The 7,092-nt window shown below is 71.2% G+C and carries 10 protein-coding genes; 3 read left to right on the plus strand and 7 right to left on the minus strand.

From position 1 onward, the window contains the following. The 4 genes from ACILRF_RS13280 to ppk2 form a co-directional block, all read right to left on the minus strand. Positions 1-289, minus strand: a 289-nt coding sequence (locus ACILRF_RS13280) for a UbiA family prenyltransferase (protein WP_395673649.1), incomplete at its 3' end; no start/stop codon positions are given. A gap of 132 nt (positions 290-421) precedes the next feature. Next, the gene (locus ACILRF_RS13285; RefSeq protein ID WP_395673651.1) at positions 422-781 is read right to left on the minus strand and encodes an endonuclease domain-containing protein; all 360 of its coding nucleotides are present in this window, start codon (positions 779-781) and stop codon (positions 422-424) included. After that, complete coding sequence (locus ACILRF_RS13290; protein ID WP_395673653.1) at positions 778-2,106, minus strand: winged helix-turn-helix domain-containing protein; 1,329 nt, start codon at positions 2,104-2,106, stop codon at positions 778-780. The genes ACILRF_RS13285 and ACILRF_RS13290 overlap by 4 nt, the downstream gene beginning before the upstream one ends. After that, positions 2,106-2,867, minus strand: a complete 762-nt coding sequence (gene ppk2, locus ACILRF_RS13295) for a polyphosphate kinase 2 (protein ID WP_395673655.1) — start codon at positions 2,865-2,867, stop codon at positions 2,106-2,108. Before ppk2 ends, ACILRF_RS13290 begins: the two co-directional genes overlap by 1 nt. Positions 2,868-2,903: 36 nt before the next feature. On the opposite strand from ppk2, the gene ACILRF_RS13300 reads away from it, so the two are divergent. Both ACILRF_RS13300 and ACILRF_RS13305 read left to right on the plus strand, forming a co-directional pair. After that, positions 2,904-3,626, plus strand: a complete 723-nt coding sequence (locus tag ACILRF_RS13300) for a 16S rRNA (uracil(1498)-N(3))-methyltransferase (protein ID WP_395673657.1) — start codon at positions 2,904-2,906, stop codon at positions 3,624-3,626. Positions 3,627-3,728: 102 nt separating this feature from the next. After that, entirely contained in the window at positions 3,729-5,081 is a 1,353-nt protein-coding gene (locus ACILRF_RS13305; RefSeq protein ID WP_395673659.1) for a glutamate--cysteine ligase, read from the plus strand. Here the strand turns inward: ACILRF_RS13305 and ACILRF_RS13310 are convergent. The 3 genes from ACILRF_RS13310 to ACILRF_RS13320 form a co-directional block, all read right to left on the minus strand. Further along, positions 5,078-5,632, minus strand: coding sequence for a DUF427 domain-containing protein (locus tag ACILRF_RS13310; RefSeq protein WP_395673661.1), 555 nt, complete (start codon positions 5,630-5,632; stop codon positions 5,078-5,080). The genes ACILRF_RS13305 and ACILRF_RS13310 overlap by 4 nt on opposite strands. A gap of 61 nt (positions 5,633-5,693) precedes the next feature. Further along, a complete protein-coding gene (locus ACILRF_RS13315) occupies positions 5,694-6,236 on the minus strand; it encodes a hypothetical protein (RefSeq protein ID WP_395673663.1) in 543 nt (180 codons plus the stop codon). Beyond that, positions 6,233-6,793: a hypothetical protein gene (locus tag ACILRF_RS13320; RefSeq protein WP_395673665.1), complete on the minus strand. Its 561-nt coding sequence runs from the start codon at positions 6,791-6,793 to the stop codon at positions 6,233-6,235. The genes ACILRF_RS13315 and ACILRF_RS13320 overlap by 4 nt, the downstream gene beginning before the upstream one ends. A 118-nt stretch (positions 6,794-6,911) precedes the next feature. On the opposite strand from ACILRF_RS13320, the gene ACILRF_RS13325 reads away from it, so the two are divergent. Continuing rightward, the coding region (locus ACILRF_RS13325) for a hypothetical protein (protein WP_395673667.1) at positions 6,912-7,092 on the plus strand (181 nt) is incomplete at its 3' end.

Here is a 7,092-nt window from a genome sequence, read left to right on the forward strand (position 1 = left end):
CGGTCCGCGAGACCTTGGCGTCGAAATCCCGGTCGACGATGTCGTTGTAGGCGCACCCCGCCGCCCGCATCAGCGCCGCCCCGATCAGGAACAGCGCCAGCAAGGTCAGGCTCGGCCGCTCCCGCTCGACGCCGGCGGCCAGCGCCAGCCCCTGCCAGCCGGGCAGCATCAACAGCCAGATCCCCGCCGGCCGGTCGAACCGCCCGATCTTCAGCCACGGCCTCAGGCCTTCCGGCGCAAACCGATCCACCCAGTTGGAGGGCGCAGCGTCGGGCAGGGGAGCTGTCATTGGGCTCGGACTAGCAGACGCTCGCGCCTCCGTCTCGTCGCTCCGCGACGATCCACCCCCCCCGCACCTCCCCGTAAAACGGGGGAGGTGGCTCGGCGAAGACGAGACGGAGGGCGCGTAGGGCGCAACGCCCTACGCCCCACGCTCCCGCGCCAGATGCAGCACATATTCCGTCGCCTGCTCGGGATCCGCCAGCACATAGGACGCCGCGATCCGCACGACCTCGATCGCCTGGCCGGCCAGCCAGGCGTCCCGACGTTCGTCCCTCTGCGGCCGATCCCCCGCGCTGTGCGAGGCCCCGTCCACCTCGATGCAGAGCCGCGCCGCCGAGCAATAGAAGTCGAGCACAAACGGCCCCACCGGATGCTGCCGCCGAAACGTCGGCCGCCCGACTTCCCGCCGCCGCAACCGCACCCACAGCAGCTTCTCCGGCAGGCTCAGCGCGCTTCGGAGCTCTCGAGCTCGCGCGTGCGTCTTGCTGGGCGCTCTCACGGACCCCCTCCGTCTCGCAGCTTTCGCTGCGAGCCACCTCCCCCGCCAGCGGGGGAGGAGCGAGCCGACGCTTCCCGCTCCTCCCCCGTGAAACGGGGGAGGTGGCTCGGCGAAGCCGAGACGGAGGGGGCGCTCAGCGCACCCCCCAACGCCGCCGCCAAGTCCCCCTTCGGCGCAACCGCCACCCGCGCCAGCCCCAGCCAGCCGGCCATCGACGCCAGCTCCGCCGCCAGCCGCCCGGGCGTCGCGCCGCTCGCCCAAGGCTCGGCATGCGCCGCCTGCACCCGCAGCACGCCGGCCTTGCGGTCCGCCTTCAGGTCGACCCGGGCGGTGATGGCGTCGCCCTCCAGGAACGGCAGGACGTAATAGCCGTGCTGGCGCTTCTCGGCCGGGGTGTAGATCTCGATGCGGAATCGCACCCCGAACAGCCGCTCGGTGCGCTCGCGGAACCAGATCAGGTTGTCGAACGGCGACAGCAGCGCCCGGGCCTCGACCCGTCGTGGCCGCCGCGCGCCCGGCCACAGCCACGCCGCCTCGCGCCAGCCCGTGACCGCGACCGGCAACAGCTCGCCCGCCCCGGCCAGCTCGGCCACCCGCGCCCGCGCGTCCGCCACCCCCAGCCGGAAATAGTCCCGAAGATCCCGCTCGGTGGCCACGCCCATCGCCCGCGCCGCGATCCGCACCAGCTCGCGCTGGGCGTCCTCGCGGCTCGGGGTCGGCAATTCCAGCACCCGCGCCGGGATCACCCGTTCGGGCAGGTCGTAGACCCGCTCGAACGTCCCGCGCCGCGTCGCCGTGGTCAGGGCGCCTGTCCAGAACAGCCCCTCCGCCGCCCGCTTGGCCTCGCTCCAGCCCCACCAGCCGCCTTCACCCTTGTGGCCGAGCTCCAGCTCCGAGGCGGTCAGCGGCCCGCGCCGGCGGACCTCGTCCAGCACCCGGTCGCAGAACTCCGCCCGCTCGCGCAGGAACCGCGAGACCCCTTTCCATATGCCGACCCCGTCGGCGGCGTCCTGCATCCGCCAGCGCAGCAGCGGCTGCTGGTCCAGCGGCAGGAGCGAGGCCTCGTGCGCCCAGTATTCGAACAGCGGCCGCCGCTTGCCCCAGGCGATCTCGTCCAGCAGCTCCCGCGGATAGGCCCCCAGACGCGAGAAGGCCGGCAGGTAGTGGGTGCGCGAGACGACGTTGACGGAATCGATCTGCACGACGCCCAGCCGCGCGAGCGTCCGGGCCAGCTGCGCCTTGCCGACCCGCGCCGGCCGCGCCGTCGCGAACCCCTGCGCCGCCAGCGCGATCCGCCGCGCCGCGGCGGCGCTCAGGCGCTCCACTAGCGCTCCATCCGCCCGTCGGTCAGCGCCGCCGGCTCGAAGGCGAACAGCACCTTCGGGTCCGGCTCCGCCACCCCGCCGGCGATCTGCGGGGGCGCCAGCACCTTCAGCAGGTGACGCATGATGTTCAGCCGGGCGACCTTCTTCTTGTCGGTGCGCACGATCCACCAAGGCGCGTGGGCCGTGTGCGTGGCGCGCAGCATGGCGTCGCGAGCGGCCGTGTAGTCGTCCCATTTCTCCTGCGCGACGGCGTCCAGCGGACTGACCTTCAGCGCTTTCAGCGGATCGGTGGTCCGGGCCTGGAGCCGCTCCGCCTGCTCGGCCTTGGAGATGTCGAGCCACAGCTTGACCACCTGCACGCCCTCGTCGGACAGCATGGCTTCGAACGGCCCGACGTCCCGCAGGAAGGTCGCCTGCTGCTGCGGCGTGGCGAAGCCCATCACCCGCTCGACCCCGGCCCGGTTGTACCAGGAGCGGTTGAGGATCACGAGCTCCCCCGCCGCCGGCAGGTGCGCCGCATAGCGCTGGAAATACCACTGCGTCCGCTCCCGCTCCGTCGGCTTGGGCAGGGCGACGACCCGCGTGTTGCGGATCGAAAGGTGCTCGACCACCCGCTTGATCGCGCCGTCCTTGCCGGCCGTGTCGCGGCCCTCGAAGATGACGAGGTCCTTCTCGCCCGCCTCGATGGCGTACTGCTGGAACCGCACCAGGGCGATCTGCAGCTCCCGCTCCTCGGCGTCGTAGTCGTCGTCCTTGGCCATTGGCGAACTCCTCAAGCGGCATCTAGAACCTGACCCATGATCCGCCTGTTCGTAACTCCCGATCTTGCGGCCGGCGCCGAGCTTGCCCTCGACGAGGGCCAGAGCCGCTACCTCGTGGCCGTCATGCGTCTGGCGGTCGGCGACGAACTCCTGGCCTTCAACGGTCGCGACGGCGAATGGCGCGCGCGGGTGGCCAGCGTCGGCAAGCGCCAGGTCGTGCTGACCATCGCGGCCCAGGCCCGACCCCAGGCCGGCGGACCCGACCTCGACCTGGTCGTCGCCCTCGTCAAACGCGCCCGGCTGGAGACCATCGTCGAAAAGGCCGCCGAGCTCGGCGCCCGCCGCGTCCGGCCGGTGATCACCGAGCGCACCAACGCCGACCACACCCGCGTCGACCGCCTGAACGCCATCGCCGTCGAGGCCGCCGAACAGACCGGCCGCCTGGACGTGCCACAGGTTCTGGAGCCGGTGAAGCTCGACCGGCTGCTCGCCGATTGGGAGGACGGGCGGCGCCTGTTGTTCTGCGACGAGTCCGGCGACACCGCGCCCGCCCTCCTGGCCCTCGGCGGTCAGGCCGCCGGCCCCTGGGCGATCCTCATCGGCCCGGAAGGCGGATTCTCCCCGCGCGAGCGCGACATCCTCCGCGCCCTGCCCTTCGCCACACCTGCCGGCCTCGGCCCCCGCATCCTGCGCGCCGACACCGCCGCCATCTCGGCCCTGACCCTCTGGCAGGCGGCCCTCGGCGATTGGCGGAATTAAGCCGAGCCTTGACCGTGGAACGATTGCGCCCATCTGAACGCTCGACGTAAAGAGCCGGGGCGGGGGGCGCCCGCGGCGTGTGTACGACGGGGAGCAAGATCGATGGCCGAGGTCGCCTGCGACGATCGCCCCCTCGTCTTCGAGGATCTGGTCCGCTGGTTCGAGGCCGGCGCGAAGCCGGCGGCCGACTGGCGCGTCGGGGCCGAGCACGAGAAGTTCGTCTTCCGCCATGGCTCCCACGCCCCCGTGCCCTACGAGCCGCAGGGCATCCGGGCCCTGCTGGAGGGGCTGACCCGCTTCGGCTGGACCCCGGTCCTCGAGGGCGACAACATCATCGCCCTGGAGCGCGGCAAGGCCAACGTCAGCCTGGAGCCCGGCGGCCAGTTCGAGCTTTCCGGTGCGCCCCTCGAGACCGTTCACGAGATCAGCGAGGAGACCACCACCCACCTCTCCGAGGTGAAGGCCGTCGGCGACGAGCTCGGCCTCGGTTTCCTCGGGCTCGGCTACACCCCGATCTGGACGCGCGCCCAGATCCCCGTGATGCCCAAGGGCCGCTACAAGATCATGCGCGAGTACATGCCCAAGGTCGGCGGTCTCGGCCTCGACATGATGTTCCGGACCTGCACCGTGCAGGCCAACCTCGACTTCGGCTCGGAAGCCGACATGGCGGCCAAGTTCCGCACCAGCCTCGCCCTCCAGCCGATCGCCACCGCACTCTTCGCCAATTCGCCGTTCATCGAGGGCCGGCCGTCCGGCTTCGTCTCCGCCCGCGCCAACGTCTGGACGGACACCGACGCCGACCGCACCGGCATGCTCGATTTCGTGTTCCGCGACGGCTTCGGCTTCGAGACCTATGCGAACTATGCGCTCGACGTGCCGATGTACTTCGTCAAGCGCGAGGGCCGTTATGTCGACGTGGCCGGACGCTCGTTCCGCGACTTCATGGCCGGCCGCCTGCCGGAACTGCCGGGCGAGAAGCCGACGCTGAAGGACTGGGCCGACCACGTCACCACCATCTTCCCGGAGGTGCGGCTCAAGCAGTACCTGGAGATGCGCGGCGCCGACTCCGGACCGCTTAGCCGGCTGAACGCCCTGCCGGCCCTGTGGATGGGCGTGCTCTATGACGGCGCCGCCCTGGCCGCGGCCTGGGACCTTTGCAAGGATTGGGCGGTCGAGGATCACGAGCGCCTGCGCGCCGACGTCACCCGCCTGGGCCTGAAGGCGCAGGTCGGCGGCCGCACCGTTCAGGACGTCGCCAAGGACATGCTGGCCATCGCCCACGAGGGCCTGAAGCGTCGGGCGCGCCTGGCCGGCGGCGCCGACGAGACCGGCTATCTTTCCGACCTGCACGAGATCGCCGCCAGCGGGGTCACCCCCGCCGAGCGGCTTCTGGAACTCTACAACGGCCCCTGGGCCGGCGACGCCTCCCGCGCCTTCGAGACCTTCGCCTACTAGCGCAACCCGCCGTCCGGCCCACGCACGTTCGGCTCCCAGTGCTCGCGCTGCGAGGCGCCCGAGCCCGAGTCCGTGTGGCGGATGACGTCGCCGACGTCCTCGCCGCCGACGCGATCCTGGTCGACCAGGGCTTCGCGGCGGTCGTGCGGCAGCTCGCCCCGATCGGTGTGGTGGTGCGGGTTCACCGCTGCGTCGTCGACCGGATAGACCTCGATCTGGTCGGTCTCGAAGGCGATGCGGTCGCGCAGCCGCGCCGCCGGCTCGTAGGGGTCCTCGTAGCTGCGCGCGGCGTTCTCGGCGAACTGGCCGTCCATCAGAATGGTGAACCAGCCGGCCTCGCCCTTGTATGGACACTGCGTGGTCTTGTCGGTGCGCGACATGTACTCGGTCGCCACGCTGTCGCGCGGGAAGTAGACCGCCTGCGGGAAGTCGGCCTCCTTCAGGATCAGCGCGTCGTCGGTGTCGGCGATCACGTGGCCGGCGAAGAACGCCCGCCAGCGGGTCTTTCCGGGCTCGATGGAGATCGGGTGGTCGGGTCCGGGGGTCAACATGCTCGGGTCCTCCTTTGCGATGGGGAACGCCGCAGTGCCGTTTCCTTTCCCGGCCAGGTCCCTACTTCGCCCGGCGGACCCACCAGAGGTCGAACTCGTTGGTCCAGGTCTTTCCGCCGTCCTCGCTCCACCAGGCGGTCTCCTGCAGCCGGTTCTCGGCCACCAGGGTAAAGATCACGTGGCGCAACCGCTCGCCGCCGCCGGGCAGGGGATAGTTGCTGACCAGCAGCACCGAGTTCGGCCGGTCCGGCCGGCCGCGGGTGTAGCTCGTGCCGCCGGCGTTGGTGACCCACAGGTAGTGCCAGCTCTGCATCAGCCGGGAATAGGTGAACATGCCCCGCCCGCTGCCGACCCCGCTGTCGGCGTCCCAGGTCTGGGCGATGCCGCAGCCGTCCAGCGCCTTCTCCAGCCGCACCACCGCCGAGTGCTTGCCGGCCAGGCTGGTGACGTCCCAGGTCCCGAGCAGGTAGTCGAGCTGCTTGTAGGCGGGGTCGTCCGCGCACTTGGCCGGCGCCGCCGCGGGAGCCGCGGCTGTCTGCGCCCCAGCCGCCGCCGGCCAGCCGAGGGCCAGGGCGGCAAGCGCCGCCGCGATCCGGGCCCTCATCGCGCCCGCCGGTTCCAGAAGATGTCGAACTCCGCGGCCCAGGTCTTGCCGCCGTCCTCGCTGACCCACGAGGTCTCCTGCAGCCGGTTTTCGCCGACCAGGGTGAAGATCAGGTGCCGTGTCCGGTGGCGGCCGTCGGGCAGCGGGAACTCGCCGACCAGATAGATCGAGTTCGGCCGGTCCGGCTTGCCGCGGAAATAGCTCGTCGCCCCGGCGTTCGTCGCCCAGTAGTAGTGCCAGGCGCCCAGGACCTTGGAATAGGTGAACATCCCGCGGCCGTCGCCGACGCCGCTGTCGGCCGCCCAGGTCTGGATGATGGTGCAGCCGTCCAGCGCCTTCTCCAGCTTGACAACCGCCGTGTGGCGGTTCCCGGCGCTGATCACGTCCCATTCGCCGAGGATGTAGTCCATCTGCCGATAGGCCGGATCGTTGGCGCAGCCCCGCGCCGCGCCCGGCGGCGGGATCGGCGTCGAGCGCGTCGGCGCCTGAACCTGGGCCTGCGCCCCTTCCGCCGCCACGCTCAACGCCAGCGCGGCCATCATCGCCGTCAGCCTCATCCCATCCTCCCCAAACCTGTTATGCGGAAATCTCTCCCGCCAAGCTGAACTGCGCAAGCTTCCGGGCGGCGGGGGGCGCCCCGGCGGCCCCTCGGCATGTATCAAGGACGTCACTTGCTTGTGCTGGCGAGGGTCGCGTGATCTCTTTGCCGAAAATCGCATCAGGCCGGACGAAGTCGCCTCCAGGCGCCGCCGGCCGCAAAGGAAACGCTGCATGAACCTCATCCTGCTGCTGGGCGTCCTGATCACCCTGGCGACCGGCATCCCGGTGTTCCTGCAGCTGACCCGCAACCACCCGC

This window comes from Phenylobacterium sp. (assembly GCF_044236515.1).
GTDB lineage: Bacteria > Pseudomonadota > Alphaproteobacteria > Caulobacterales > Caulobacteraceae > Phenylobacterium.